26 protein-coding genes, 1 tRNA gene and 2 pseudogenes are annotated in these 23,964 nt (G+C 63.4%); 7 read left to right on the top strand and 22 right to left on the bottom strand.

All coding sequences use genetic code 11. The features are described 5' to 3' along the window. Window positions 1-26 precede the first annotated feature (26 nt). Window positions 27-755, top strand: a complete 729-nt coding sequence (locus R4823_RS12905; RefSeq protein ID WP_087840249.1) for a class II aldolase/adducin family protein — start codon at window positions 27-29, stop codon at window positions 753-755. A gap of 44 nt (window positions 756-799) precedes the next feature. Here the strand turns inward: R4823_RS12905 and R4823_RS12900 are convergent, their stop codons facing one another. Next, window positions 800-2,980: a molybdopterin cofactor-binding domain-containing protein gene (locus tag R4823_RS12900; RefSeq protein WP_338618909.1), complete on the bottom strand. Its 2,181-nt coding sequence runs from the start codon at window positions 2,978-2,980 to the stop codon at window positions 800-802. Window positions 2,981-2,988: 8 nt separating this feature from the next. After that, window positions 2,989-3,441, bottom strand: a complete 453-nt coding sequence (locus R4823_RS12895; RefSeq protein WP_176400802.1) for a (2Fe-2S)-binding protein — start codon at window positions 3,439-3,441, stop codon at window positions 2,989-2,991. A 228-nt stretch (window positions 3,442-3,669) separates the two neighbouring features. Here R4823_RS12895 and R4823_RS12890 point away from each other — a divergent pair, with 228 nt between their 5' ends. Together R4823_RS12890 and R4823_RS12885 are read left to right on the top strand one after the other, a co-directional pair. Further along, window positions 3,670-4,023 (top strand): type II toxin-antitoxin system RelE/ParE family toxin, encoded by a 354-nt coding sequence (locus tag R4823_RS12890; RefSeq protein WP_243724355.1) that lies wholly within the window; start codon window positions 3,670-3,672, stop codon window positions 4,021-4,023. Beyond that, complete coding sequence (locus tag R4823_RS12885; RefSeq protein ID WP_087840253.1) at window positions 4,020-4,301, top strand: helix-turn-helix domain-containing protein; 282 nt, start codon at window positions 4,020-4,022, stop codon at window positions 4,299-4,301. The genes R4823_RS12890 and R4823_RS12885 overlap by 4 nt, the downstream gene beginning before the upstream one ends. Window positions 4,302-4,352: 51 nt before the next feature. Here the strand turns inward: R4823_RS12885 and R4823_RS12880 are convergent. Together R4823_RS12880 and R4823_RS12875 are read right to left on the bottom strand one after the other, a co-directional pair. Then, window positions 4,353-4,429 (bottom strand) — tRNA-Val (locus tag R4823_RS12880). A 66-nt stretch (window positions 4,430-4,495) separates the two neighbouring features. Next, window positions 4,496-5,269 carry an IclR family transcriptional regulator gene (locus R4823_RS12875; RefSeq protein WP_087840254.1) on the bottom strand — a complete coding sequence of 258 codons (774 nt, stop codon included), beginning with the start codon at window positions 5,267-5,269 and terminating at the stop codon, window positions 4,496-4,498. Window positions 5,270-5,404: 135 nt separating this feature from the next. Between R4823_RS12875 and R4823_RS12870 the strand changes: the two genes are divergently transcribed. The 3 genes from R4823_RS12870 to R4823_RS12860 all read left to right on the top strand — a co-directional run bounded on the left by R4823_RS12870 (window position 5,405) and on the right by R4823_RS12860 (window position 8,370). Further along, window positions 5,405-6,310: a 3-oxoacyl-ACP reductase family protein gene (locus tag R4823_RS12870; RefSeq protein WP_087840255.1), complete on the top strand. Its 906-nt coding sequence runs from the start codon at window positions 5,405-5,407 to the stop codon at window positions 6,308-6,310. Then, window positions 6,292-7,260 (top strand): LysR family transcriptional regulator, encoded by a 969-nt coding sequence (locus R4823_RS12865; RefSeq protein ID WP_087840256.1) that lies wholly within the window; start codon window positions 6,292-6,294, stop codon window positions 7,258-7,260. Before R4823_RS12870 ends, R4823_RS12865 begins: the two co-directional genes overlap by 19 nt. Window positions 7,261-7,440: 180 nt before the next feature. After that, entirely contained in the window at window positions 7,441-8,370 is a 930-nt protein-coding gene (locus R4823_RS12860) for an IS5 family transposase (RefSeq protein ID WP_087840257.1), read from the top strand. 43 nt (window positions 8,371-8,413) lie between these two features. On the opposite strand, the gene R4823_RS12855 is transcribed toward R4823_RS12860, so the two are convergent. From R4823_RS12855 to R4823_RS12815, 9 genes and pseudogenes are all read right to left on the bottom strand, one after another. Then, window positions 8,414-9,190 carry a hypothetical protein gene (locus R4823_RS12855; protein ID WP_140416886.1) on the bottom strand — a complete coding sequence of 259 codons (777 nt, stop codon included), beginning with the start codon at window positions 9,188-9,190 and terminating at the stop codon, window positions 8,414-8,416. A gap of 136 nt (window positions 9,191-9,326) precedes the next feature. After that, window positions 9,327-9,605, bottom strand: a complete 279-nt coding sequence (locus R4823_RS12850; protein ID WP_140416887.1) for a hypothetical protein — start codon at window positions 9,603-9,605, stop codon at window positions 9,327-9,329. 312 nt (window positions 9,606-9,917) lie between these two features. Next, window positions 9,918-11,023 (bottom strand): IS3 family transposase gene (locus tag R4823_RS12845; protein WP_105797010.1). Its coding sequence is split into 2 segments (ribosomal slippage): window positions 9,918-10,777 and window positions 10,777-11,023, totalling 1,107 coding nucleotides; the frame shifts between segments, so codons are not numbered across the junction. Between the two features lie 61 nt (window positions 11,024-11,084). Then, window positions 11,085-12,470: pseudogene (locus R4823_RS12840) on the bottom strand (IS66 family transposase); the annotation flags it as partial. 90 nt (window positions 12,471-12,560) lie between these two features. Then, on the bottom strand, window positions 12,561-12,875 hold the full coding sequence (tnpB, locus tag R4823_RS12835) for an IS66 family insertion sequence element accessory protein TnpB (protein ID WP_087838250.1): 315 nt from the start codon (window positions 12,873-12,875) through the stop codon (window positions 12,561-12,563). A 42-nt stretch (window positions 12,876-12,917) separates the two neighbouring features. Continuing rightward, window positions 12,918-14,537, bottom strand: a complete 1,620-nt coding sequence (locus tag R4823_RS12830; protein ID WP_087838253.1) for an IS66 family transposase — start codon at window positions 14,535-14,537, stop codon at window positions 12,918-12,920. Between the two features lie 61 nt (window positions 14,538-14,598). Next, on the bottom strand, window positions 14,599-14,943 hold the full coding sequence (gene tnpB, locus R4823_RS12825) for an IS66 family insertion sequence element accessory protein TnpB (protein WP_140416843.1): 345 nt from the start codon (window positions 14,941-14,943) through the stop codon (window positions 14,599-14,601). Beyond that, entirely contained in the window at window positions 14,931-15,272 is a 342-nt protein-coding gene (locus tag R4823_RS12820; protein WP_140416844.1) for a transposase, read from the bottom strand. The genes tnpB (R4823_RS12825) and R4823_RS12820 overlap by 13 nt, the downstream gene beginning before the upstream one ends. Before the next feature lie 97 nt (window positions 15,273-15,369). Then, a complete protein-coding gene (locus R4823_RS12815) occupies window positions 15,370-15,666 on the bottom strand; it encodes a hypothetical protein (RefSeq protein ID WP_087838252.1) in 297 nt (98 codons plus the stop codon). Window positions 15,667-16,141: 475 nt separating this feature from the next. Here R4823_RS12815 and R4823_RS12810 point away from each other — a divergent pair, with 475 nt between their 5' ends. Further along, entirely contained in the window at window positions 16,142-16,705 is a 564-nt protein-coding gene (locus tag R4823_RS12810) for a hypothetical protein (RefSeq protein ID WP_140416909.1), read from the top strand. A 549-nt stretch (window positions 16,706-17,254) separates the two neighbouring features. Here R4823_RS12810 and R4823_RS12805 read toward each other — a convergent pair. The 9 genes and pseudogenes from R4823_RS12805 to R4823_RS12765 all read right to left on the bottom strand — a co-directional run. After that, a pseudogene (locus R4823_RS12805) lies at window positions 17,255-17,491 on the bottom strand (transposase); the annotation flags it as partial. Window positions 17,492-17,548: 57 nt separating this feature from the next. Continuing rightward, the gene (locus R4823_RS12800; protein ID WP_338618904.1) at window positions 17,549-17,875 is read right to left on the bottom strand and encodes an MFS transporter; all 327 of its coding nucleotides are present in this window, start codon (window positions 17,873-17,875) and stop codon (window positions 17,549-17,551) included. A gap of 66 nt (window positions 17,876-17,941) precedes the next feature. Continuing rightward, window positions 17,942-18,718 carry a fumarylacetoacetate hydrolase family protein gene (locus R4823_RS12795; protein ID WP_087840950.1) on the bottom strand — a complete coding sequence of 259 codons (777 nt, stop codon included), beginning with the start codon at window positions 18,716-18,718 and terminating at the stop codon, window positions 17,942-17,944. A 14-nt stretch (window positions 18,719-18,732) separates the two neighbouring features. Further along, window positions 18,733-18,924: a 2-hydroxymuconate tautomerase gene (locus R4823_RS12790; protein ID WP_087840951.1), complete on the bottom strand. Its 192-nt coding sequence runs from the start codon at window positions 18,922-18,924 to the stop codon at window positions 18,733-18,735. Window positions 18,925-18,945: 21 nt separating this feature from the next. Continuing rightward, the gene (gene dmpH, locus R4823_RS12785) at window positions 18,946-19,734 is read right to left on the bottom strand and encodes a 2-oxo-3-hexenedioate decarboxylase (RefSeq protein WP_338618902.1); all 789 of its coding nucleotides are present in this window, start codon (window positions 19,732-19,734) and stop codon (window positions 18,946-18,948) included. Continuing rightward, window positions 19,731-20,759: a 4-hydroxy-2-oxovalerate aldolase gene (gene dmpG, locus R4823_RS12780; protein ID WP_087840953.1), complete on the bottom strand. Its 1,029-nt coding sequence runs from the start codon at window positions 20,757-20,759 to the stop codon at window positions 19,731-19,733. The genes dmpH and dmpG overlap by 4 nt, the downstream gene beginning before the upstream one ends. A 15-nt stretch (window positions 20,760-20,774) precedes the next feature. Then, complete coding sequence (locus R4823_RS12775; RefSeq protein WP_087840954.1) at window positions 20,775-21,686, bottom strand: acetaldehyde dehydrogenase (acetylating); 912 nt, start codon at window positions 21,684-21,686, stop codon at window positions 20,775-20,777. A gap of 12 nt (window positions 21,687-21,698) precedes the next feature. Then, a complete protein-coding gene (gene dmpE, locus R4823_RS12770; RefSeq protein WP_087840955.1) occupies window positions 21,699-22,481 on the bottom strand; it encodes a 2-oxopent-4-enoate hydratase in 783 nt (260 codons plus the stop codon). 2 nt (window positions 22,482-22,483) lie between these two features. After that, a complete protein-coding gene (locus R4823_RS12765) occupies window positions 22,484-23,938 on the bottom strand; it encodes a 2-hydroxymuconic semialdehyde dehydrogenase (RefSeq protein ID WP_087840956.1) in 1,455 nt (484 codons plus the stop codon). Window positions 23,939-23,964 lie beyond the last annotated feature (26 nt).

Below are 23,964 nucleotides of genomic sequence, written 5' to 3'. Positions count from 1 at the left end.
TTTTACTTCTCTCGTCAGGTATCGCCATGTCCACCCCTACCCCGACCGCCGGCTCGCTGCAGCAAGTGATCGACGATCTCGTCGTCGCCAACCGCGTACTGGCCAAGTACAACGTGCTGGACGGCTTCGGCCACGTCAGCGTCCGCCATCCCGAACGGCCCGGCCATTTCCTGCTGTCGCGCTCGCTCGCGCCGGAACTGGTCACCGCCGCCGACATCATGGAATTCGACGCCGAATCCGAGCCCGTGGCCGGCGAAACACGCACGCCCTATCTCGAACGCTACATCCATGGCGAGATCTATCGCGCCCGGCCCGACGTGAACGCGGTGGTCCACAGCCATTCGCCTTCGGTCATCCCCTTCGCCAGTTCGTCGGTGCGGCTGCGGCCCATCTATCACATGGCCGGCTTCCTGTCGGGCGGCGCGCCGGTGTTCGACATCCGCTGCTGTTTCGGCGCGACCGACCTGCTGGTGCGTAACCGCGAACACGGCAAGGAGCTGGCCAAGACCCTGGGCCGGCAGAACATCTCGCTGATGCGCGGCCACGGCTTCGTCACCGTCGGCAGCGACGTGCGCATCGCGGTCTATCGCGCGATGTACACCGAAAGCAACGCGGCCCTGCAACAGAAGGCCATCGGGCTGGGCGGCGAGATCACCTACCTGGACGAAGAGGAAGCCTTGAAGGCCGACACCATGATGGCCGGCGTGATGTTCCGCCCCTGGGAGCTGTGGAAGAAAAAGGCGATGGAAGGCTGAGTCCCGGCCGGGCGGCGCATACCGCCCGACCGGAATCCCTTCGCCTAGGCCAGCGTCGGGAACGGCAGGCTGCGCAGCCGCTTGCCGCTGAGCCTGGCCACCGCGTTGGCCACCGCCGGAGCCACCGGCGGCAAGCCCACCTCGCCCATGCCGCCCGGCGCATTGTCGGTCGGCATCACCTTCACCTGCACCGCAGGCGCCTGGTTGGCCCGCAGGAGCGTGTAGGTATCGAGGTTGTGCTGCTGCACCTGCCCGCCCTTGTAGACCAGGCGCTCGCCCAGCGCCGCCGACAGGCCGAACAGCGCCGCGCCCTCGACCTGGGCCCGGATGTTGGCCGGACTGATCGCATGGCCGCAATCGACCGCGGACCAGATGCGATGCACCACCGGCCGGCCTTCTTGCAGCGACACCTCGGCCACCATCGCGATGAAGGTGTTCCAGGCATCCGAGAAAGCCAGGCCGAGCGCGCGGCCGGCCTCCCGATCGCGGCCCCAGCCGGCCATCGTGGCGGCCTCGCGCAGCACCGCCTGCGCGCGCGGCTGGCCGGCGGTCAGGTCCAGCCTGTACTGCAGCGGATCCTTGCCCGAGGCCGTGGCGATCTCGTCGATCAGGGACTCCATGGAGAACTTCGTGTAGCCGGCTCCCACCGCCCGCCAGAAGCTGACGTCCACGCCGCGCTGTTCGCGGCCGTGCTCGATCAACTGATCGGCGATACCGTAGACGCCGTCGGCGCCTTCCATGACGGGCGAATCCCGCCCACCCGACTTTTCGTAGGCGGCGGCCGCCGTCCGCGCCATGATGCTCTCGGACACCAGGCGATGGCGCCAGCCGATGATGCGCCCCTGCGCGTCGACGCCCGCCACCAGGTGCTGGGCCGTCATCGGGCGCGGCCGAGCCCGCAGGAAATCGTCCTCGCGGGTCCAGATGACCTGGATGGGCACGCCGGGCATGGCCTTGGCCAGCAGCGCCGCATGCAGGCTGTAGTCGGCCTCGGCGCGCCGGCCGTAGCCGCCGCCCAGCAGCGTGATGTGGACCGTGATGTTCTCGGGTTTGTAGCCCGCGCCCGCGGCCACGATGCCGATCACGCCCGACGGCGACTGCGACGGCACCCAGATCTCGATGGCGTCGCCCTGCGCGCGCGCCGTGCAGTTCATGGGTTCCATGGTCACGTGGGCGACATGGTCGGTCGTATAGGTGGCGCGGAAGACACGCGCCGCCCCGGCGATCTTCGCCGCCGCGTCGCCGTGCTTGTGCCAGACCGCGCCCGCTTCGTCCAGGCGTTCGGCGCGCGCGACGAATTCCGCCAGCGCGGCCTCGCTATCGTAGGACCGGCCCTTGGCCTGCTCGCTCCACTTCACCTCCAGCAGCTCGCGCGCCTTCCGGGCCGTGGCGAACGAGTCCGCCACCACCGCCACCCCGCCCGGCAGGCGGACCACTTTCCGGACCCCGGGCACCGCCAGCGCAGCCGCATCCTTGACCTCCAGCGGCTGCTCGCCCTGCACCGGCGTATGCAGCACCGCGGCCCACAGCATGCCGGGCAGGCGCACGTCGATGCCGAAGCGGGCACCGCCGCCGGACTTGTCCGGCACGTCCACCCGCGGCAGCTCCTTGCCTATCAGGGTGAAGGCGGACATGGGCTTGAGCATGCTCTTGTCCACCTTGGGCAGCGTCTGCGGCGCGCGCGCCCCCTCGACCAGTTGGCCGTAGGTCATGCGGCGGCCGCTGGGGCCGTGGACCAGGGTGCTGCGCTCGGCGCGGATCTCGGCGGCGGGCACGCCCCATTTGTCGGCGGCCGCCTGCGCCAGCACCAGCCGGGCCTGCAGGCCGGCCAGGCGCAGCGCCTCGTAATAGCCCTTCACCGTGCGCGAGGAGCCCGTCACCATCGCACCGCCGAAACCGGGATTGCCGAACCGCCGGGGATCGGCGGGCGCCTGCTCGACCCGGACGGTGCTCCAGTCCAGCTCCATTTCCTCGGCCAGGATCAGCGGAATCGCCGTCATCGTGCCCTGCCCCATTTCCGAGGCGGGCGAATAGACCACGGCGCTATTGTCCGGCGACAGCGCGACCCATGCCACCGGGCTGAAACGGGCGGTGGCGGCTGCCGCCTCGGGCAGCAGGCCAGCCAGGCCGCCGCGCGCGGCGCCCCAGCCTCCCAGCACGATACCGACCGCGGCGGCGCCCGAGCCGGCGATGAAGGCGCGGCGCGTGAGCTTGTTCGTTTCCATGGCGCCTCCTATGCCGCGGGTTTCTGGGCGACGCTGACCACCGCGTCGGCGATCTGGTTGTAGGTGCCGCAGCGGCACAGATTGCCCGCCATGCCTTCCAGCACCTGTTCGCGCGACATCGGCCCGTCCGCGCCCGCCAGCATGCCGGCGGCGGTCATCATCTGTCCCGACTGGCAGTAGCCGCACTGGGGCACCTGGTGCGCGATCCACGCCTGGCGCAGCGCCTGGCCGGCACGGGTCTCCATCACCCCCTCGATCGTGGTGACCGACGCGCCCTTCACGGCCGCCGCCGGCAGCACGCAGGAACGCGTGGCCTGGCCGTTGAAATGCACGGTACAGGCGCCGCACTGCGCCATGCCACAGCCGAACTTGGTCCCGGTGAGCTGGAAATCCTCCCGCAGCACCCACAGCAGGGGCTTGTCGTCGGCGACGTCGGCCGACACCTGCTTGCCATTGAGCATGAACTCGATCACGGACTCCTCCTTGGATGTTCCTGGCTACGCTGGGCCAGGCGGCGCGGCCGGGTTTCTGCGAGCGGCCGCTTCGGTCCCATGCTAGCGAATAAGTGGCGTAAATTCCACGATTTTTGAACGTGCTCATCTTCATCAATAGCGCGGCCGCTATGACCCGTCGCTCGATCATCGACGTGAATCTCCGACGTCAATGCCTCTATTCAAAAATACAAAATTTTGTATAATTCATGCATGGTAAATCCCAAATCCGTCGAGTTCCGAGGCAGTGCCCTTGACGACCTCCGCGCGTTTCCGCTTGGACCTAGACGCGAGGCCGGCCATCAACTTGATCAGGTACAGAATGGCCAGGAGCCGGACGACTGGAAACCCATGCCCACCGTGGGCCAAGGTGTAAGGGAGATCCGGATTCGTGACGCAGCAGGAGCGTTCCGGATCATATACATTGCCAAGTTCGCTGATGCCGTTTATGTCCTTCACTGCTTCCAGAAGAAGACAGAAAAAACCAGCAAGGCGGACTTGGAATTGGCGTCCAAGCGTTACCGCGATTTGTTGAAGGAACTAAGGCTATGAGCAATCAACGCTTTACCAGCGTCTGGGATGCGATCGAGGACACCCCGGAAGAAGCGGAGAACATGAAGTTGCGCTCGGTCCTCATGACAGCGCTGAAGAACCACATCGCCCGCACCGAGATGAGCCAGCAGCAGGCCGCGAAGCTCTTCGGTGTAACCCAGCCGCGGGTCTCTGATCTGATGCGTGGCAAGATCAACCTGTTTGGCCTCGATGCTCTGGTGAACATGGCGACGGCCGCCGGGCTGCACATCGAGATGCGGATCCTGGAATCCACCTGACCCCAAAACAGAAAGGCCCGGCACGAAAATTCGTACCGGGCCCCTGGAATCTGGTAGGCGCGATTGGATTCGAACCAACGACCCCCACCATGTCAAGGTGGTGCTCTAACCAACTGAGCTACGCGCCTGCTGTTTGTGCAGCGAAGAATTAAATTCTACATGGTTTTTTTCATGAGTGTCAAACAGTGATCGCCTCACGCGCTGCCGCACAACAGCCGGGTCAACGTACGCGACTCTTGCGACACCAGCGCAGCGATTTCATCGACCTGTTCTTTCCCCAGGCGGGCGCTGGGACCGAAAACCACGATCGCCCCAGCGACCTTGCCCGGTTTATCGAAAAAGGGAGCGGCGATCGACACCGCGCCGCGTAGCAGTTCTTCCTTGCTGACGGCATAACCATGGCTGCGAACGAACTCCAGCTCCGCGCGATAGGCATCGAAGTCCACGTCCACCCCTGCCAGATAGTCCTTCAGCTCCTGCGGCGTCATCTCCATATGCGCCAGGATCGCATGGCCGCTCGCGCCGAAAACCAGGCGTTCCCGGTGTCCGATCCCGCGCTTGAAACTCAGCGCGTGTGCACTCGGAAACTCGGCGATGCACAGGCGGTAGTCGCCCTGCCGCACGAATAACGCCACCGTCTCGCCCGTCAGCTTCCAGACGTTGCGCAGTACCGGCTCGGCCAACTCGGCCAGATTCAGCGACGCCGTCCAGACATGGGACAAGTGCGCAACGGCGGGGCCCAGGTTGAACTTCTGCGGATCGCCCGAGGAGACCAGAAAACCGCTGTCTTCGAGCGTGTAGAGCAGGCGGTAAAGCGTTGGCCGGCTCAGGTCGACCCGGTCGAGCAATTCGGTTGCCGTCAGCTCCGGATCCTGCACGGTGAAGGCCTTCAGGATGTCCAGCGCTCGGCTGACCGCGCGGACACTTTCGTTCTGGCTCGTGGATGCCGGTTTTCTTTTTATTCCCATTATTCGATGTTCCCCCGCTCGTTCGCGGATACTTGTTTTGTCCTCTGTACGGACAATTATCTCAGAAATTGACAGTTCCAATAATTGTCCATAAGATAAATATTGAGTCCGTTATATGGACAAAAAGGAGACGAAATGAGTAGATTGGAAGGACGGGTAGCCATCGTCACCGGCGGCGGACACGGCATCGGCAAGGCCTATGCCCACCGCCTGGCGCAGGAGGGCGCGGCGATCGTCGTTGCCGAACTGGATGGCGAGGCAGGTTCGGCCGTCGCGCAGGAATTGGTCGCCGGCGGCCACCGAGCCCTGGCGATCCAGACCGACGTTTCCAACCCGGACAGCGTGAAGCGCATGGCCGCCTCGGCGGTCGAGCATCTCGGCAAGATCGACATCCTGGTCAACAACGCGGCCATCTTCGCCACGGTGCCGATGTCGCGCGCGGCCTTCGACCAGATCAGCATCGAAGAATGGGACCGCATGATGAGCGTCAACCTGAAAGGCGCCTGGCTCGCCAGTCTCGCGGTCATCCCCCACATGCGGGAACGGAGCTACGGCAAGATCATCAACATCAGCTCCAGCACCGCCATCAAGGGTTCGCCCGGCCGCATCCACTACGTGGCATCGAAAGCCGGCGTCCTGGGTTTCACCAAGACGCTCGCCAACGAAGTCGGCGCCCACAACATCTGCGTCAACTGCGTGGCTCCGGGCAGCACGCTCTCGGAAGAAAGTCCCGACGCGGGCACGCTCAAGATGCGCAACGACGCCGCCTCCGTACGCGCCCTGAAACGGGTCCAGGCCCCCCAGGACCTGACCGGCGCCGTCGTGTTCTTCGCCTCACCGGACAGCGACTTCATCACCGGCCAGACCCTGATGAATGATTTGTCGACAGTATTTATGAGCTTTGCATGTATGATGACCGTTGACCTCGACCCGTTGGGTCCGTCAGATGTATGGACAGGGCAGCCTCGCGCGGCAATCCGCACGAGGCTGCCGGCAACCAGCAGTGATTTGGAAAGTTTGAGATGCGTGAAGCTCCAGTGAAACCAATCTCGCGTCAGGTTGACCTGAACTTGCTCGATCTGTTTGACGCCATATTCAGGACCAGAAACCTTACCGAAGCAGGCCAGTCCCTCGGCCTGAGCCAGCCCGCGATGAGCCACTCGCTGTCGCGGCTACGCGAGATGTACGAAGATCCGCTGTTTGTACGCTCACGCCAGGGATTGCAGCCAACCCCCTTTGCCGAACGGCTCGCCGGACCGGTCGCCGCGGCGCTCCAGATAGTCCGCGGCACGCTTGAGAAAACGTCGTTCAATCCACTGACGGCCAACCGCACCTTCCGGATTGCCATGACCGACCTCGGCGAACAGCTCCTGCTGCCGATGCTGGTCAAGCGGCTCGCCGTCGAGGCACCGCACGTCCGCATCGAAACCCAGGACAAGACCATCGGCCCGGTCGCCGAGGCGCTGGCGACCGGTGAGCTCGACGTGGGGATAGGTTTCATCTCGGGGAAGATCCCGGGGATCTACCAGCGCGTATTGTTCAGCGATGATTACGTTTGCGTGGTGCGCGAGGATCACCCAATGGTCAGGTCGCCGGCGATCTCGCTCGAAGCGTTCAGACAGATGGGCCACGTCCTGGCCGATCTTCCGGGCGGCGCGCATACCGGCGTTATCGAAAAGATCCTCAAGGCGCCTACGCTGAATGCCAACGTTGTGCTCAAGGTGAACCACTTCCTGTCGATCGCGCCGCTGATCGCCAACACCGGCCTGATTGCGACCGTGCCGAGAAACCTGGCCACGACCTTCGTGAATTCATGGAAACTGCGGCTGGTCCAGCCACCGTTCCAGTTTCCATCGTTCGACGTGACGCAATACTGGCACCAGCGCTACGACCACGAACCGAGCAATGTCTGGCTGCGCAACATACTCGGATCGATCTCGCGCGATGTGGAGCGTGCCGACCTGGCCAAGACAGTCATCCAGGGCGATTGATTTTCCGGCCGGCGCAGGCGCTTCAGGTCGTCGCGCCGCGGCATGCCGACGGCAGGTTTCCCTGTTCGACCGGGCTTTAATGGAATGGACGCATCCTTCCTGACACGGTATTGATATGGGCTTTGTTGCGCAAATCAGGCTGGGCCAGCATGGGACCCGCACGTCTGGTAGCCTGAACGGATGAAACCATCTCCACAGAAGTACCGCACGACCAACTGGAAGACGTACAACGAAGCGCTCAAGGCACGTGGTTCGCTGCTCATCTGGCTTGATCCGAAGATGAACTGGCACGGCCAGCCGAGTGGCAAGCGCGGGCGCAGCCAGATGTTCAGCGACGAGGCGATCCAGTTCTGCCTGAGTATCAAATGCCTGTTCAATCTGCCGCTGCGCCAGGCCATGGCCATGACGCAAAGCTTGCTGAGCCTGGCTGGACTTGACTGGTCGGTGCCAGATTACAGCACGGTCAGCCGGCGGCAAAAGACGCTGCAGGTTGCTATCGGGGCAGTACCGACCACGACGGGCTTGCATCTGCTGGTGGACAGCACGGGCATCAAGATGCTGGGTGAAGGCGAGTGGAAGACGAAAAAGCATGGCGCAGACTATCGCCGCCAATGGCGTAAGGTGCATCTCGGGATCGACGCGTCCACGCTCGAGATTCGGGCCATGGAAGTGACCGACAACAGTGTCGGCGACGCACCTGTCCTGCCAGCACTGCTCAGCCAGATTCCTGCCGACGAGAAGATTGCCAGTGTCAGTGGCGACGGCGCTTACGACACCAAGGACTGCCATGAGGCCATCGCTTTGCGCGCCGCGCATGCCATCATCCCGACCCGCAAGAACGCCAAGCCTTGGAAGGCGAACCGCTGTGGTGCAGATGCGCGTAACGATATCCTCCAGGCGACCAAAAGGGTAGGACGGGCAATATGGAAGAGATGGAGCGGCTACCACCGGCGCAGCCTTGTAGAAACCAAAATGCGCTGCTTCAAGCTGCTGGGTGAACGTGTGATGGCACGCGACTTTGACCGTCAGGTCGCCGAGCTACAAGTGCGGGCTGCCGTGCTGAACCGCTTTACTCGACTGGGTACCCCGGTCACGGTCCCAGTGTTATAAAACGAACCACAAATAGCGTCAGCTCGGTCTCCGCTCAATTTGCTCAACAAAGCCTCTCGCCGGCGGCAAGAAACTGCTCCGTCTTCTGTTGCTGAGCTTCTTCACGGCGCTGCTGCTCGACCTCGGCCGCCTGGCGGTCGAACCCTTGCTGGCGCTGCTGATCGGTACGCTCACTCTCAGCCTGGCTTCGTTGCTCGTACTCCAGTAATCGCTTCGCCTCCCGCGCTCGCTTTGCCTTTAATGCCGCTACTCGTGCCGCGGCCAGGGCCGGCTCGATTTCTTCAAGCAGAGAGGCCTCAGCCGCTTCCACAGCTGGATGGTGTAGCCAAGTAGTGGCGCTGCACCCTCGGAATAGAATCGCTTCGAGAATTTCGAATGTGGCATCGCGGACATCGGACAGATCGACTTCGACAGCAGCTAAGCCAAGCTCTCGCAGCGTCGCTATCTTGCTCTCGTCGGCAAAATGCGTGACCGCGACCTCAACCGCGATTTTGCCGAAGCCGGCGAGGTCGACCAGCACGTCTGGTCGAATGGAGCCAACGGCCTGCTCCAGCTCGACGTGCAGAAGCTCGCGGCTGGCCGAGGCCCATATCATCCTGCTGGCCCGGTGGACCGTCGCCATAGCGTCGGGCACCTCAACCGAAGCGATGAGGGCAGGGAAGAAGAAAAGCTTTCGGTCGTATATCAGCTGCTTCGCCGCGAGATGGATTGATGTCTCGGTCGCAGAAGCGCAATCGGCTCCTGGGAATGCGCGAAATGGGGTGCGCGCTTGCCCGCTCGGCAATGCTTCGCATATACAGGACGCGAGCACGCCGGACATACGCAACCACATTGCTTTCCGATCGGGACCTGCCGCGGCTCATACATGCGGCCATCGGCGATCCCTTTGCCGAAGGGGATAGATTCGCTGGCGCGGCCAGGCCCACTCTGGCGGGAATGCAGGTCGGTGATCAAGCTTAATTCGCAGCGGACATGATCGCTTCGAGGTGGTCGATCGCATCGCGCAAGATGCGGTCTTGCCAGCCCCTACCTGTATAGGTGCGGGTGCCGGCGTGCTGGCGAGGCTTTCCATACCCGCAGCCGTAGATCCGCCGCTCAAAGTCGATGGTAACGAAACCGCCGCCCAGTTCGCGCGGCCGCAGGATGCAGACACACTTGTCGTCCTGCAGCCGTTCATGGGTCCAGCCTTCCTGCTGTTCGTGATATCGCAATTCGGTAATTGCCTCATTCGTCATGTGAACCCCCCTGTGCATCGTCGTTCGGCAATTGTAGGGTCACCATATCGGATTGCAACTAACTTTGGCGTTGCCTTTACTTGCAACCAGGAACCTTAGCTAGGCTGAATAGACCCGGCCAGCATAATCGGGCGCGCTGCCACGAGCGCGCCTAAATGGCTAACACATATATGTTTTAGCAGCTTAAGAAGAAAAGCCGAGCTGTTCCGGGTGTCCGATCTTCGATGATAACTCGTATTATCATCGTTGCATTTTTGCTTGGTTTGGCCGCGAAATAGGTCGATAATTGGATATTTTGACCTGCTCCCCAATTTAGTACGAAACCAAATTAGAGTCTGCGGTTAAAAAACTGTCTGCAAACTGCTTGGGCGTCAGATACCCGAGCGAACTGTGCGGCCGGTCGTTATTGTATTCCTGGCACCAATCCGCAATCGTTTCCCTTGCGTGACGCATCGAGACGAACCAGTGCTCGTTCAGGCATTCGTCACGGAATTTGCCGTTGAAGCTCTCGATATAGGCATTTTGCTGCGGCTTGCCTGGTTCGATGAAGTGCAGCTTCAGCCCTGTCCTGTAGGCCCATTCGTCCAGCGTTTTCCCTGCAAATTCAGGACCGTTATCAATCGTAATCGACAACGGCAACCCTCGGGCATCTGCAAGTCGTTCCAACACTGCCACGACGCGGCGACCTGGCAGGGACGTATCAACCTCAATGACCAGGCACTCCTTTGTAAAATCATCGACGATGTTCAAGGTGCGGAACCTCCGTCCGTCAGCCAAACCATCAGATACGAAGTCCATCGACCAGCTCTGATTGGGCGCCGTGGCAGGTGCCTTGACCTGTCGCTCGACGCCAGCAATTCTCTTCCTCTTGCGCCTTCTGACTGCCAAACCTGCCTGCTGATAGACGCGGAACAGCCGTTTGTGATTGACGGCCCACCCTTCGCGCTTGACGAGCACATGCAGCCGCCGATAGCCATAGCGCCGCTTGGCGGCTGCCAGCTCACATAGCCGGTCCCGTAGGGCCTGGTCATCCGGGCGGCGCGATTCATAGCGGTACAAGGACCGGGAGATGCCGAATAGCCCACAGGCGCGGGTGACGCCTAAGCCATGCACTTGCATGACGTGCATCACTGCTGCTCGCTTCGCCTGCGGGCTCACCACTTTCGGCCGAGGACATCCTTGAGCGCCGCATTGTCCAGCATGCTCTCGGCTAGCAATCGCTTGAGCCGCGCATTCTCCGCTTCCAGGGCCTTGAGCCGCTGCGCATCCGACACGGTCATGCCGCCGAACTTCGCCTTCCAGTTGTAGTACGTCGCATCACTGATGCCGTGCTTGCGGCATAGGTCTGCTACCTTTGTGCCCGCCTCGGCTTCCTTCAGGATGCCAATGATTTGTTCTTCTGTGAAACGCTTCTTCATGCTACCTCCACGGAGGCAGACTCTACATCATTACCGTACTAATCTCGGGGAGCAGGTCAGCTGCGGCGCGGCGGCCGGCGCGTTCCGAGCCGGCAAACAGCCAGTTCTTCTTGCCGATGGCAATCGGGCGGATCGCGTTCTCGACCGGGTTGTTGTCGATCGGGAGGATGCCGGAGCCGGCGTAGCGCACCAGGGCCTGCCAGCGCTTGAGGGCGTGCCCAATGGCCTTGCCCGTACCGCTGCCGAGGGCGACGGTACGCTGCGTGGCCAGCAGCTAGGCGTGCAGTTCGTCCAGCGCCGGCACGGCGCGCGCCGAGCGCACGGCCAGGCGTCCAGCAGGGCTCAAGCCGGCGGCATCCTGCTCGATGGCATACAGCTGCGCGATGCGGCGCAGGGCTTCCTCGGCCACAGGGCTGCCGCTGGCGGCGTGCAGGTCGAAGAACTTGCGCCGGATATGAGCCAGGCAAGCCAGTTCGATCGGGCCCTGCGCAAACAGGGCCTTGTAGCCGGCGTAATCGTCGACCATCAAATGGCCACGCCAGTCCTGCAAAAAGGCGCGCGCATGGGCGCCGGCCCGGCTGGGCTGGTAGTCGAACACGACGATGGGCGGCCCATCCTCCCAGGTGCCGGAGCGGTAGGCCCACAGGTAAGCCTGCCGGGTCTTGCCGCTGCCGGGATCGAGCTGGCGCACTGGCGTTTCGTCGGCATGCAGGCATGTGCGCTGGCGCAGCAGTTCACCCAGGCGCTCGACCAGCGGCTGCAGGGCCACGCCGATGCGGCCGATCCACTGCGCCAGCGTCGAGCGCGCCAGCGGCACGCCCTGGCGCGCGGCGATTTGCTCGATCCGGTACAGCGGCAGGTGATCGAGGTATTTGCTGGCAGCCACCCAGGCCAGCAGGCCGGGTGCGGCCAGGCCGCCATCGATCACGGCCGGCGGCACTGGTGCCGCTGTCACGCTCTCGCAGGCGCGGCAGGCATACTGCGGCCGGATGTGGCGGTGCACGAAGAAGCGCGCCGGCTCCACGTCGAGCTGCTCGCTGACGTCCTCGCCGATCTTGACCAGGTTCGCGCCGCACTGGCCGCAGGCGCACGACTCGGGCTCGTGCCGGTGCTCGATGCGTGGCAGCTCGGGCGGCAATGCCTGGCGGCCGGCGCGCTTGCGCGCAGGTTTGACGCTGGCCTGGTGTTCCAGCTCGCCCTCGATGGCGGCCAGGTCCATCTCGACCGCTTCCTCGAACAACGAACGCTGTTCGCCGCTGAGCACTTCACTGGCCTTGCCGTAGCGGATGCGCTTGAGGTAGGCCAGTTCGTGCGTCAGGGCCGTGATCTTGAAATCCTTCTCGGCCAGCTGCGCTTGCTGCTGCCCCAGCGTCGCCTGCTGTTGCACCAGCATCGACTGCTGCTGCTCGAACAGCGCCCGCACCTGCGCCAGCACGGCGGGGGCGATGTCGGTGCGGGCAAGTGCGTCGAGCAGGTTCGTGGCCAAGAGTGTAGCGAGCCGGGCCGACGTTTACAAGCAAAACAGTTGACCTCGCCCCTATAGCCGCCACTGCGCCGGCGCCGGGGCCGACAGGCGCTGCCAGTCCACGCCCATCACCAACCATTGCCACTGCTCGGCGCTCAATTGCCAGCAGCGCTCTCCCGGCTGCGGCCAGACGAACTGGCCGCGGTGAAGGCGGCGCAGGCACATCCACACGCCGGTACCGTCCCAGCTCACCACCTTCAGGCGCGTGCGGCGCCGGTTGCTGAACACGTAGGCGGTGCCGTCGCAGGGCGCGCGGCCCAGCGCCTGCTGCACGTGCAGGGACAAGCCATCGACGCCGGTGCGCATATCAACCGGATCGAGCGCCAGCCAGACCGTAAGCGCCCGGCGAACCCGTGTTGACGCCGGAGCTCACGCAGCAGGCTGCCAGCGCTGAGGCAACAGCTCACCGATCAGATGGTTCTTCTGCGTCGGCAACCGCGTGAGCACGTCCTTGAGGTAACCATACGGATCGTGCCCGTTGAGCCGTGCCGACTGGATCAGGCTCATGATGGCGGCCGCGCGCTGGCCGCCGCGCAGCGAGCCGGCGAACAACCAGTTCGAACGCCCGATAGCCCACGGCCGGATCTGGTTCTCGACCCAGTTGTTGTCGATCGGCGCATGGCCGTCATCGAGGTAGCGCGTGAGCGCCTCCCAGCGTTTGAGGCTGTAGTCGATGGCGCGGGCCGTGCCCGAGCCATCGGGCACGCGCAGGCGCTGCGCCATCAACCAACGGTGTAGCGTGTCAGCGATAGGACGGGCCCGTTCCTGGCGTAGCGCCCGTCTGCGGTCGGGGTCGAGGTCTTGCGCCTCGCGCTCCACGCCGTACAGTGCTCCGAACAGCTCCAGTGCCTCGCCGGCGATCTGGCTCTGGTGGTTGGCGTGCAGCTCGTGGAACTTACGCCGGGCATGCGCCATGCAGCCCAGCTCCGTGATGCCCGCAGCGAAGCCTGCCTTGTAGCCCGAGTAGTCATCGGTCACCAGTTTGCCTCGCCAGTCCTCAAGGAACGTGCGGCAGTGCTCGCCCGCCCGGCTGGGCGTAAAGTCGTAGATGACCGCCCGCAGGCTGTCGTAGGCCGTCGGCGCATACGCCCACAGGTAGGCGCGATGCGTCTTGCCGGCGCCGGGCTTGAGCATCTGCACCGGGGTCTCGTCAGCATGCAGCACCCCTTTAGTGAGCACCTCGGCCTTGAGCGCATCTACCAGCGGCTGCAAGCGCAGCCCGCAGATGCCCACCCACTCGCCCAGCGTCGAGCGCGGCAGCGTCAGGCCCGCGCGGCTAAAGATCCCTTCCTGGCGATACAGCGGCAGGTGGTCGGCGTACTTGGCCACCAGCACCTGGGCCAGCAGGCCTGCGGTGGGGATGCCCTTGTCGATGATCTGCGCCGGGATCGGTGCCTGGATCAGCGTCTCGCAGTGCCGGCACACCCACTTGCCTCGGATGTGGTGCTCGACGGTAAAGACGCCAGGCGTGTAGTCCAACCGTTCGCTCGTATCCTCGCCGATGCGCTGCAAGGCGCAGCCGCACTGGCAGGTCGTGGACTCAGGCTCGTGGTGGATCTCGGTGCGCGGCAGGGACGACGGCAGACGCATGCGGCGCGGCTGCTGGCGCTCGATGGGGCGCCCGGCCACCTCCTCGCGGATGGCATCGAGTTCTTCCTCGATGGCCGCCATGTCGGCATCCATCGTCTCTTCCAGCAGGCTGCCCTGGGCAGCATCGAGCTGCTCGCTGCGCCGCCCGTAGCGCCAGCGCTTGTACAGCGCCAGCTCCTGCGTCAGTTGGTCGATGTGGGTCTGCTTGTGATGCAGAACTTGCAGTTGGCGGGCCTGCTCGGCTTCGTGGCGCGCAATGGCGTCATCTTTGCGTATCTGTTCGGCTTCGTGGCGCGCGATCGCTTCATCCTTGCGTGCCAGCGTGCCCATCAACTCGGCCGCCAGCGCGCGCAGTTGTTGCGCGTCCAGATCGTCCAGGGATGGGGCTGCCGGGTTCATGGTGCAAGTATCGCCCAGCTCCAAGGCCAACACCATTGGCACATTGCCCGATTGCGCTGGGCTACAGCACCGAGATCGTGCCCGCCTGACCCACGTGTTGCCAGCGCAAGCCCAGCACCAGGGCGTGCCACTGCTCGGCATCGAGGCTGACCTGCGGGCCGTGGATCTCGCTCGCCCACGTGAACTTGCCGCGGTTCAAACGACGCGCCGCCAGCCATACCCCGATGCCGTCATGCACCAGCACCTTCATGCGATTGGCACGCTTGTTCGTAAAGCAATAGGCATGATGCGGGCGGGCTGCGCCGAACACCGCCACCACACGGGCCAGGGCCGTGTCGGCACCGGCGCGCATATCCAGCGGCTGCGTTGCCAGCCAGATCGCATCGACGCGGATCACTTCAACCACTCGCTCAGCCAGGCCGCGCAAGTGATCGCATCGCTGGCCGGCCAACGTACCGAGACTTGCACGCTAGCTCGCCTGATCTCCAGTTCGATCGGCTGCCCGGTCCCTGGCGTGCGGCCTGCCGGCACCAACGGCACAAAGGCCGGCTCGGAATCTGCTCGCGCCTCGGCAATTCTGAGCCATTTATGCACCAGGTTCGCGTTCAGCCCATGCGCCAGCGCCACACTGGCTATCGAGCTCTGCGGTTCGCCGCACTCGGCTACCACCTGCGCCTTGAACGCCTTCGTATACGTTCGCCGTGGGCGAACCACGCTTAATTCTGTCCTGGTCATGGTGTCCACCTAAAGGAGGTGGACACTAGCCGGGGACAAAACTAGAGGGAAGATGGGTTCGCCGGGCGCTTACGCCAGACCGATCCGGGCAGCAGCTTCACCGCAGCTCCTGCAGCAGCCTGGCCAGCCATGCGGCATCGACGCCAGCGTCCATCCGCATGCTCCAGCCAGATGGGCTGCGCAGTTCCAGGGGAGCCGACGCTACCATGGTGCTGATGCGTACCGGCAGCAGTTGCGCGCCGCCGGCGGCGCGCTCGACGCGCCGGGCCCAATACTTCAGCCTCTCCAGGTCGATGTCGTGCTCGCGGGCATAGGCGTCGGCCGACAGACCGGTATTGCGCCAGTGCGCTACGCGCTCATGCCAGGTCGATGCGGGAATGCGTTGACGGGTCATGGGATCCTCGAAATAGAAAACCTCGAGTCTGCCCGTAGCCGGCGCTACATTACAGGTGGGTGGGCTGCACGCTTACTATGCAACAAAGCCCTGGAGCACCCAACGTCGGCGAACCGCAAAATGACAGCGGTTTAGATGGCGACGAACAGGACACACCGGGGAACCTTAGTAACGAAGCATATGCGCATGCATGTATTCCGCTGTTAATAGCACACGTGCTGGAGTAACAAGATGGCGTGTTGTGCCCCATCACTTACGAGGATCTTGCCGTCAGGCTTGGCCGCCGAAATAAGCATGGGATGCCCTCTCCACGCGGGCTTGGCCAAGTGCTTGGACAGGCTATGCACCTCATCGATAGCGCGGCGTCTGAGGTAGGCCCAATCCCGTATCTAACCACTATCGTCGTATCTAAGTCTGGGCCTGACCAAGGTCTACCGGGCATTGGGTTCGCGAACGATGGCTCGATAATGAAAGAATGAGCAGAGAAGAAAAGCATGCGAAGGTGCTACGCGAGCACACAGAAATACTGCAGTTCGGTAGCCACTGGAATGATGTACTCACTGTACTGGGCCTCTCTCCCGCTGTGTCACTTCATGCAAAACCTGATCCAGCGCCACCGTGCGTGCGTGGCGGTGGTGGAAGCGGTGGTGAATCTGCTGCTCACAAGGCCCTGAAGGCTTATGTTAAAGCCCATCCATCAGAGTTTGGTGCGAACGCCTCCTGGGAAGCATTCGAGGAATATCCTTTACGTTCGGCGGACACAATTGACGTCTTTTTCAAATCAGATCAGGCTTGGGTTGGTGTAGAGGTAAAGTCGGCTGTTTCCGATGGTGTGGAAAACGATTATCAGCGTGGTCTTTTTCAAGTAGTTAAGTACAAAGCATTATTGGAGGCGCAGGCCCGTGCCGACCAGTTGCCGATCATGCCAAGAGTAAAGGTTCTATTGGTTTTAGAAAATGTTTTGCCTACTGTGCTACGTCCAGTCGCACGCACGTTGGGCATCGAAGTGCGTGAGCATGTTAAAGCTCACCTGACTTGATCAGGATGTGGCGGTAATGCTGAGTTCTTACTCCTCAGGGAGCTGGCTTCTGGGCGTTTACTGGTCTGCTGCCGAGTACTGGGGAGGCACGCCGTCGACGGCAAAGACGCTCGCCCCGCTATCTTCCTCAGGTAAGCCGCAGACGTGCAACTAAATGTCCGGCCGTTGTCCGGCTCCCCGAGTACATTTCGGGTGGATTCGGCCATCTCCACAAGCTTCCAATAAAGCCACGAGGGTGGCCATGTTCCTTCTGAAACTACCTCGACAAATTTCATAAAGGTTTCATAGGAAAGGTCATGACCTGCATGGCGTACGTCAACGAAAGACTAGGCTGTACCGGATTCCAGTAAACTTAACCAAGAAGACGCTCGACTTGAAAATCCTTGTGTCGGTAGTTCGATTCCGCCCCGGGCCACCAAGAATAGCTTAAAAAAACGCCGACCCTTACAGGTCGGCGTTTTCGTTTCCTGTCCTGGAAATTCTCGAGTTCGGTTCATTTCCGGTATAAAGCGGCATTGATGCTGCGGCGGCATCGGACTGGATCGTTGCGGCTTCAGCGAGCTCCTTGCGCAGCTTCGCGTTTTCCGCCTCCAGCTCGGGGACGGTACGACTCCCCGGTACCGCGGACGGTGTGGCGCCGTTCTTCGCAGCGCTTACCCAATTGGCCAAGGTCCCCTTTGGAATGGCGATGCGTGTGGCCGCGTGTTCAAGCGTCAGGCCTTGGGCCAAGACCAGTTTCACCGCTTCCTCGCGAAGCTCCGGCGTGTATGTTTTCGTTCGTTTCATAAATTCTCCCATCGGTGAAGTTTACCAAACAGGAGTGTCCGAAAAAGTCAGGGTACCTCACGCCACCGCGATCAGCCAGCCGCCGCCCATACCCTGCATGGCGCGGAACACGATTAGTTCCGGTATCGTTGCCGCCTGCATGCAGCCGATCGTCCCCAGCAGGTAAATGACGATTGCCGCGGTCAACGTGGCGCCGCGTCCGTACATGTCGCTGACGGTGCCGTAGATCGGCGTGACGACGGTCGACGCCACCAGGTAGGCGGCGATGATCCAGGCCATCAATTCGAAGCCGCTCAGTTGCGTTGCGATCGCCGGTACCGCAACGGCGAGTACGGTTTGCTCCAGCGCGCCAAGCAGCGCCCTGTTATGACGGTCGAAACCCACACGGCGGAGGGTACGGCAGCTGCGGAAACTCGTCGGTCTGATGTCGTCATGAGGGAGCGTGAAAGTTCAGGAAAACAGCAGCGCCGCATCCCCGGCGCCGGCCAGCCGCGAGCGGATCTGCTGGCCGCGCCGCACCAGGTAGCCGCGCGTCAGGCCGCCGGTCAGCACGACCTCGCCGGCCTTGAGCGTCGTGCCCTCGGCATGCAAGCGGTTGGCCAGCCAGGCGACGGCGAGCAGCGGATCGTCCAGCGCGTTGGCGCCGACGCCCTGGTCGGTCAATTGGTCATCGATCCACAGCTCGGCGGCCAGCGTGCGCAGGTCGCAGCCGGTCGTTACCGGCATCGGCGTACCGAGCACGTAGCGCGCCGCGGAACTGTTGTCAGCGATGTTGTCGACCGCTTTGAAGCGGTACTCGTGGTAGCGCGTATCGCACACCTCGATCGCCGCCATGAACAGCGGGGCGGCCGCCAGCACCGAGTTCCTGTCGTGCCCGCCCCCGGCGAGGTCGCGCCCGAGTGCGATCGCAATCTCCGGCTCTACCAGAGGATGAATCAGCGTATTGAAGGCAATCGTGCCGCCTTCGATGACCATGTCGGCGGTCAGGACGCCATAGTTCGGGTGCTCGATATTCATCTGGCGGCGCATCGCCGCGCTGGTGTAGCCGAGCTTGTAGCCGGTCCTGGCGTGCCGGCGCCGCCGCAGCCTGGCCCTGGCGATCGCATATGCATCGGCCTCGTCGAGGCCGGGATAGCGCGACGACAAGGTATCGATCGTGCCGCGGCTGCATTCCGCCTCGACCAGGGATTGGGCCAGTTCCTCGATGAGGGCAACAGACAAGGGCATCGCGCGCTCCCGTCCTAGCGCCCCAGGTCCTTGGCCGAGACCCCGGCAATGCCCCAGTTCTCCTTCGGGACATCATGGATCCATACCCGGACGTTCTCCTTCGGCGCGCCGACCGCCTCGGACAGCGCCAGCGTGACCTTGTCGATCACCGCACGCTTTTGATCCTCGGTGCGGCCCTCTATCATATAGATTTGTGCAAACGGCATGGCCTTTTCCTTTCTGGATGTTTAGACAAAACGCATGCCGACGCTGCCCATCCCCTGCATGCGCAGGGTCACGCAGTCGCCGGCCTCGACCGCTACGGCCTCGGTGATGCCGCCTGACAGAATCAGCGCGCCGGCCGGAATTTCCTGGCCGCGCTCGCCCAGATGGTTCGCCAGCATCGCAATGGCCGCTGCAGGATGGCCGAGCACCGCCGCGCCGGCACCAAAGGCCACAGGCTCGCCGTTCTTCTCGAACACGATGCCGAGCGTGCGCAGGTCGACTTCGGACACCGGCCGCGGCTGGCCGCCGACCACGAAGCGCGTCGCCGAGGTGTTATCGGCAATCACGCTCTTGAGGTCGAACTTGAAGTCGCGGTAGCGCGAGTCGATCACCTCGATTCCGGCCATCACGAAGTCGACTGCGGCCAGCACCGAGCCGATGTGGCAGCCTGGGCCCTTCAGCGCCGTCTTCATCACGAACGCGATCTCCGGTTCGACCTTCGGGTGGATCAGCTCCGATACCTTGCATTCGCCGCCCTCGGGAATCGCGTAATAGTCGGCCATGAAGCCGAACACCGGCGTTTCGACGCCCATCTGTTCCATCTTCGCGTGCGAGGTCAGACCGGCTTTCCAGCCGACGATCTTGTTGCCGCGCGCAACTTTGCGGCGCTGGATCTCGTCCTGGATCGCATACGCGTCGTCCCAGTCCATGTCTGGATGGGCATCGGTAATCTTGACGGTGTCCTGCCCTTCCAGCTCGCAGTTTTCCAGGTGTGCGGCCAGCTTGGCGATGGTTGCCTGGTCGAGTTTCATACAAGTCCCCTTTCCTTGGCCATGGTCAAGGCCGCGTCTTCGATCATGTCTTCCTGCCCGGCCACCATGCCGCGCCGTCCCAGCTCGACCAGGATGTCGCGCGCCGGTACCTGGTACTTCGCGGCGGCGCGCTTGGCGAACAGCAGGAAGGTCGAATACACCCCTGCGTAGCCAAGCGTGAGCGCATCGCGGTCGATGCGCACCATGTGGTCCATCATCGGCAGCACGATATCCTCGGCCACGTCCATGATCTGGTACAGGTCGACTCCGGTCTCGATGCCCATGCGGTTGCAGACGGCAACGAATACTTCCAGCGGGGTATTGCCGGCCCCGGCGCCCAGGCCGTTGGTGGAGCCGTCGATGCGGTTGGCGCCGGCTTCGATCGCCGCCAGCGAGTTGGCCACACCCATCGCCATATTGTGGTGGCCATGGAAGCCGATATCGATCTCCGGCGCCAGGGCCGCGCGCAGCGCGCCGACCCGCTCGGTCACGCCATCCGGCAGCAGGTAGCCGGCCGAGTCGGTCACATACACGCACTGGGCGCCGTAGGACGCCATCAGCCTGGCCTGCTCGACCAGCTTTTCGGGCGTGGCCATGTGCGCCATCATCAGGAAGCCGACCGTGTACAGGCCCATCTTGCGCGCGGCAATGATGTGCTGCTCGGCTACGTCGGCTTCGGTGCAGTGGGTGGCCACGCGCACCGTGTGCAGGCCGCATTCGTGCGCGGCACGCAGGTCGTCGACCGTGCCGATGCCCGGCACCAGCAGCGAGGACACCTTGGTGTGCTTGAGGTGCGGGATCACGGCGCGAAGGTAATCGACGTCGCTGTGGCGCGGGAAGCCGTAGTTCACCGAACCGCCGCCCAGCCCGTCGCCATGCGACACTTCCAGCATCGGCATGCCGGCGTCGTCCAGTCCCTTGGCCACCGCGATCATCTGCTCGAGCGTGATCTGGTGGCGTTTCGGGTGCATCCCGTCGCGCAGGGTATTGTCGTGCAGGATGATTTTTTTACCCTTGAGGTTCATTTTCTTCTCCTTGGATCAGGCGGTGACGCGTTCGAGCGTGAGCGTGCCTTTGAGGATTTCCTCGGCAAACATTTCAGCGGTGCGTGCAGCGGCGGCGGTCATGATGTCGAGGTTGCCGGCGTATTTCGGCAGGTAGTCGCCGAGGCCTTCGACTTCCAGGAATACCGAAACGCGGTTGCCGTCGAACACCGGGCCGTTGACCAGCTTGTAGCCGGGCACGTACTGCCGCACCTTGGCAATCATCGCGTGGATCGAGGCCGTGATTTTCTCCTGGTCGGGTTCGCTCTCGGTCAGGCAGTGCACGGTGTCGCGCATGATGATCGGCGGTTCGGCCGGATTCAGGATGATGATCGCCTTGCTCTGTTTGGCGCCGCCGACGGTGCGGATCGCCGCCGCCGTGGTGCGGGTGAATTCGTCGATGTTCTTGCGCGTGCCCGGGCCGGCCGAGCGCGACGATGCGGTGGCGATGATTTCGCCGTATTGCACCGGCTGCACCTGGGCGATGGCTGCGACCATCGGGATCGTCGCCTGGCCGCCGCAGGTGACCATGTTGACGTTCATCTCGCCCTTGCCGACCTGTTCCAGCAGGTTCACCGGCGGCACGCAGTAGGGACCGATGGCGGCCGGGGTCAGGTCGATCATCAGCACCCCCAGCGCGGTCAGCTTGCGCGAATTTTCGGCGTGCACATAGGCGCTGGTGGCGTCGAAGCAGATCTGTACTTCGTCGGCCAGCACGTGGGGCAGCATGCCGTCGACGCCGTCCGCGGTGGTCTTGATGCCCAGCTCGCTGGCGCGCCTGAGGCCGTCAGATGCAGGGTCGACCCCGACCATCCAGACCGGTTCCAGCACCGGGCTGCGCAGCAGCTTGGCAAGCAGGTCGGTGCCGATATTGCCGGGGCCGATGATTGCACATTTAATTTTTGTCATGGTGTTCTTTCCTTAATTAAACCGCACCGAGCAGCTGCCCAAGCCGCCGATGCTGACGCGGAAGTTGTCGCCCGCCTGGGCCGGGAACATCGCCGCCAGCGCGCCCGACAGGATCACTTCGCCGGCTTTCAGCGGGATGCCCAGCCGGCCCATGGTGTTGGCCAGCCAGGTCACCGCGTTGAGCGGCGAGCCGAGGGCGGCGGCGCCGGCGCCGGTGGCGACGATCTCGCCGTTCTTTTCCAGCACCATGCCGCACAGCGACAGGTCGATCTTGCGCGGGTCCACCGCCTGGTCGCCCAGCACGAATACGCCGCAGGAGGCGTTATCGGCCACCGTGTCCTGCACCTTAATCTTCCAGTCGCGGATGCGCGAGTCGACGATCTCGAAGCACGGCATCACGCATTCGGTGGCGGCCAGCACGTCGGCATTCGAGATGCCCGGCCCCATCAGGTCCTTCTTCAGGATGAAGGCGATCTCGCCCTCGGCCTTTGGCTGGATCAGCGTGCCGATGTCGATCGCCTCGCCTTCGTTGTAGATCATCCCGTCGAGCATGTAGCCGAAGTCCGGCTGGTACACGCCCAGCATGTTCATCACTGCGCGCGAGGTCACGCCGATTTTCTTGCCGATGATGCGTTCGCCGGCTTGCACGCGGCGCTCGATCATGCGCTGCTGGATGTGGTACGCGTTCTCGATCGTGATGCCGGGATGGCGGCTGGTAAGCGGGTCGACCACCGTGCGGCCGGTCAAGGCCTGGTAGAGTTCGTCGCCGAGTTGGGTGATGAGTTCTTTATCCATGATCACAGTTTGATGCAGACATTTTTCAGTTCGGTGTAGAACTCGAGCGAGTGCACCCCGCCCTCGCGCCCGATGCCGGATTGCTTGGAACCGCCGAACGGCGTGCGCAGGTCGCGCAGGAACCACGAGTTGACCCAGACGATGCCCGCTTCGATCTGGGCGGCGACCCGGTGGGAACGCGCCAGGTTGGTGGTCCACAAGGCCGAGGCCAGCCCGTACGGGTTGTCGTTGGCGCGGGCGACCACCTCTTCCTCGGTATCGAACGGCGAAATGTGGCAGCACGGTCCGAAGATCTCTTCGCGCATCACGGTCGCCGTGTCCGGCAGGCCGGTCCAGATGGTCGGCTGCACCCACGAGCCGCCCGCGAGCTCCGACGGCATGTCGGGGATGCCGCCGCCGGTGACGACGGTAGCGCCCTCCTCGACCGCGTTGCGGTAGTACGAAAGCACCTTGTTGCGGTGTTCCTGCGAAATCAAGGGCCCCATGCCGCTGGCCGGGTCGGACGGCAGGCCGGGCTTCATCGTTTCGACCGCGGTCTTCAGGCGGGTAACGAATTCCTCGAAGACCGGACGTTCCACATACACACGCTCGGTGCCGAGGCACACCTGGCCGGCGTTGGCAAAGCACGAGCGCAGGGTGCCGGCGATGGCCTCGTCCATGTCGCAATCGGCAAACACGATCGCGGCGTTCTTGCCGCCCATCTCCATCGAGACCGGGCGCGCGCCGTCGGCGGCGGCCTTCATGATCGCGGCGCCGGTACGCGTCTCGCCGGTAAAGGTGATCGCATCGACCTGCGGATGGGTGGTCAGGAATTCGCCGGTGGAGTCCGGCCCGAAGCCGTGCACGACGTTGAACACGCCTTTCGGCATGCCGACCTTGTTCATCACTTCGCCCAGCAAGGCCGCTGCCTGCGGCGTTTCTTCCGACGGCTTGACGACCACCGTATTGCCGCACGCCAGCGCCGGGCCCAGCTTCCAGGTCATCAGCAGGAACGGCAGGTTCCACGGGCAGATGACCGCCACCACGCCCACCGGACGCCGCAGCGAGTAGTTGAGCGAACCGCGCCCGTCGGGGGTGGCCATTTCGAAAAACTCGCCCGGGACATTCTTGATGACGTCGGCGAAGACCTTGAAGTTTGCGGCGCCGCGCGGCACGTCGATGTGACGGATGAAATGCGCCGGCTGCCCCAGGTCGGTCATCTCGGCTTCGACGAAATCCTCGAAGCGGCGGTCGATCTCGTCGGCCACCGCGTACAGCAGGTCGACCCGGTCGGTCAGGTTCATCTTGCCCCACGGTCCGTGCAGCGCGTCGCGCGCACACTGCACGGCGCGGTCGACCAGGGCTGAGTCGGCCTCGGCGACCCGGGCGAAGACCTTGCCGTCGTACGGCGCGCTCTTGTCGAACCAGCGCTCCGACGGCACGTAGTCACCGTTGATGAAGTTCAGAATGTCTTTCACGTTATCTCCAAAAATGTAAAATCTGG

It is taken from the genome of Pigmentiphaga sp. CHJ604, assembly GCF_036972535.1.
GTDB lineage: Bacteria > Pseudomonadota > Gammaproteobacteria > Burkholderiales > Burkholderiaceae_B > Pigmentiphaga > Pigmentiphaga daeguensis.
The sequence above is the reverse complement of the archived record's forward strand: the minus strand, read 5'-3'. Positions and strand labels throughout refer to the sequence as shown.

Excerpts from the sequence above, each read along its gene's own strand:
- R4823_RS12905 (WP_087840249.1), top strand. The coding sequence starts at position 27 with ATGTCCACCCCTACCCCGACCGCCGGCTCGCTGCAGCAAGTGATCGAC.
- R4823_RS12900 (WP_338618909.1), bottom strand. The coding sequence starts at position 2,980 with ATGGAAACGAACAAGCTCACGCGCCGCGCCTTCATCGCCGGCTCGGGC.
- R4823_RS12895 (WP_176400802.1), bottom strand. The coding sequence starts at position 3,441 with ATGCTCAATGGCAAGCAGGTGTCGGCCGACGTCGCCGACGACAAGCCC.
- R4823_RS12885 (WP_087840253.1), top strand. The coding sequence starts at position 4,020 with ATGAGCAATCAACGCTTTACCAGCGTCTGGGATGCGATCGAGGACACC.
- R4823_RS12875 (WP_087840254.1), bottom strand. The coding sequence starts at position 5,269 with ATGGGAATAAAAAGAAAACCGGCATCCACGAGCCAGAACGAAAGTGTC.
- R4823_RS12870 (WP_087840255.1), top strand. The coding sequence starts at position 5,405 with ATGAGTAGATTGGAAGGACGGGTAGCCATCGTCACCGGCGGCGGACAC.
- R4823_RS12865 (WP_087840256.1), top strand. The coding sequence starts at position 6,292 with ATGCGTGAAGCTCCAGTGAAACCAATCTCGCGTCAGGTTGACCTGAAC.
- R4823_RS12860 (WP_087840257.1), top strand. The coding sequence starts at position 7,441 with ATGAAACCATCTCCACAGAAGTACCGCACGACCAACTGGAAGACGTAC.
- R4823_RS12855 (WP_140416886.1), bottom strand. The coding sequence starts at position 9,190 with ATGTCCGGCGTGCTCGCGTCCTGTATATGCGAAGCATTGCCGAGCGGG.
- R4823_RS12850 (WP_140416887.1), bottom strand. The coding sequence starts at position 9,605 with ATGACGAATGAGGCAATTACCGAATTGCGATATCACGAACAGCAGGAA.
- R4823_RS12830 (WP_087838253.1), bottom strand. The coding sequence starts at position 14,537 with ATGAACCCGGCAGCCCCATCCCTGGACGATCTGGACGCGCAACAACTG.
- R4823_RS12820 (WP_140416844.1), bottom strand. The coding sequence starts at position 15,272 with ATGACCAGGACAGAATTAAGCGTGGTTCGCCCACGGCGAACGTATACG.
- R4823_RS12815 (WP_087838252.1), bottom strand. The coding sequence starts at position 15,666 with ATGACCCGTCAACGCATTCCCGCATCGACCTGGCATGAGCGCGTAGCG.
- R4823_RS12810 (WP_140416909.1), top strand. The coding sequence starts at position 16,142 with ATGAGCAGAGAAGAAAAGCATGCGAAGGTGCTACGCGAGCACACAGAA.
- R4823_RS12795 (WP_087840950.1), bottom strand. The coding sequence starts at position 18,718 with ATGCCCTTGTCTGTTGCCCTCATCGAGGAACTGGCCCAATCCCTGGTC.
- R4823_RS12790 (WP_087840951.1), bottom strand. The coding sequence starts at position 18,924 with ATGCCGTTTGCACAAATCTATATGATAGAGGGCCGCACCGAGGATCAA.
- dmpH (WP_338618902.1), bottom strand. The coding sequence starts at position 19,734 with ATGAAACTCGACCAGGCAACCATCGCCAAGCTGGCCGCACACCTGGAA.
- dmpG (WP_087840953.1), bottom strand. The coding sequence starts at position 20,759 with ATGAACCTCAAGGGTAAAAAAATCATCCTGCACGACAATACCCTGCGC.
- R4823_RS12775 (WP_087840954.1), bottom strand. The coding sequence starts at position 21,686 with ATGACAAAAATTAAATGTGCAATCATCGGCCCCGGCAATATCGGCACC.
- dmpE (WP_087840955.1), bottom strand. The coding sequence starts at position 22,481 with ATGGATAAAGAACTCATCACCCAACTCGGCGACGAACTCTACCAGGCC.